This is a genomic window from Pseudomonas sp. NPDC089569, assembly GCF_050280625.1.
In the GTDB taxonomy this organism is placed as follows: domain Bacteria; phylum Pseudomonadota; class Gammaproteobacteria; order Pseudomonadales; family Pseudomonadaceae; genus Aquipseudomonas.
On record NZ_JBNNVQ010000172.1, the window covers coordinates 5442 to 6230 of the forward strand.

Here is a 789-nt window from a genome sequence, read left to right on the forward strand (position 1 = left end):
TGCCCGCGAACGGGACAATGCGGTGTATCTGTACGCACCGCGTCATCGCTCTTCGCCGGCAAGCCTGGCTCCTACAACGAACGGGGCACTGCGGTGTATCTGTCGCACCGCGTCATCGTTGTTCGCCGGCGAGCCTGGCTCCTACAGAGGGGTGGCGATGTCCGAGGGAAAACATTGACCCGGAGCAGCTTGCGATCACGAAAAATGGATAAAACGAGGACTGACGCTACTTGCAGTAACACTCATATAAAACAACTTCCTGCAAACTTAACGAATCATCAGTTTAAAAAGCGCGCCAAACAATATTGATTATCATTTAGAAAAATCATCGTTCGTTACGCGCTCTACAAAACATAATTGGCAAAATGCCGCCTAATGCAGGCAACACAAGGCCTGCAGGGCTTTTTGGGGTTCGCCATGTCCTTATTCCTATAAATAATTTCGCTATAGGAATTTTACTTGCCGGGTGTTTAGCCATAAAATCAGCGGGATCGATTGCTGCGACATATCGTCACTGCGTTATTACTTTTCAAGCTCAGAGACCTTTGCTCTCTGTTAAGGATTACCAGCATGCCCGAAGCGACAGGACTCATGGCCCACAACTGGGGCTTTGCCATTTTCCTTCTAGGCGTCGTCGGCCTCTGCGCCTTCATGCTCGGTGTTTCCAGCCTCCTCGGGTCAAAAGCCTGGGGCCGCAGCAAAAACGAACCGTTCGAGTCCGGCATGCTACCTACAGGTAGCGCCCGCTTGCGGCTCTCTGCCAAATTCTATCTGGTCGCGATGCTCTTC

Annotated in this window: 1 protein-coding gene; it reads left to right on the forward strand. The window is 51.5% G+C overall.

Annotation, left to right across the window (positions count from 1 at the left end; genetic code table 11):
- Positions 1-570: 570 nt before the first annotated feature.
- A partial coding sequence (ndhC, locus tag ACQKP2_RS31275) for an NADH-quinone oxidoreductase subunit A (RefSeq protein WP_427582159.1) occupies positions 571-789 on the forward strand: 219 nt, incomplete at its 3' end.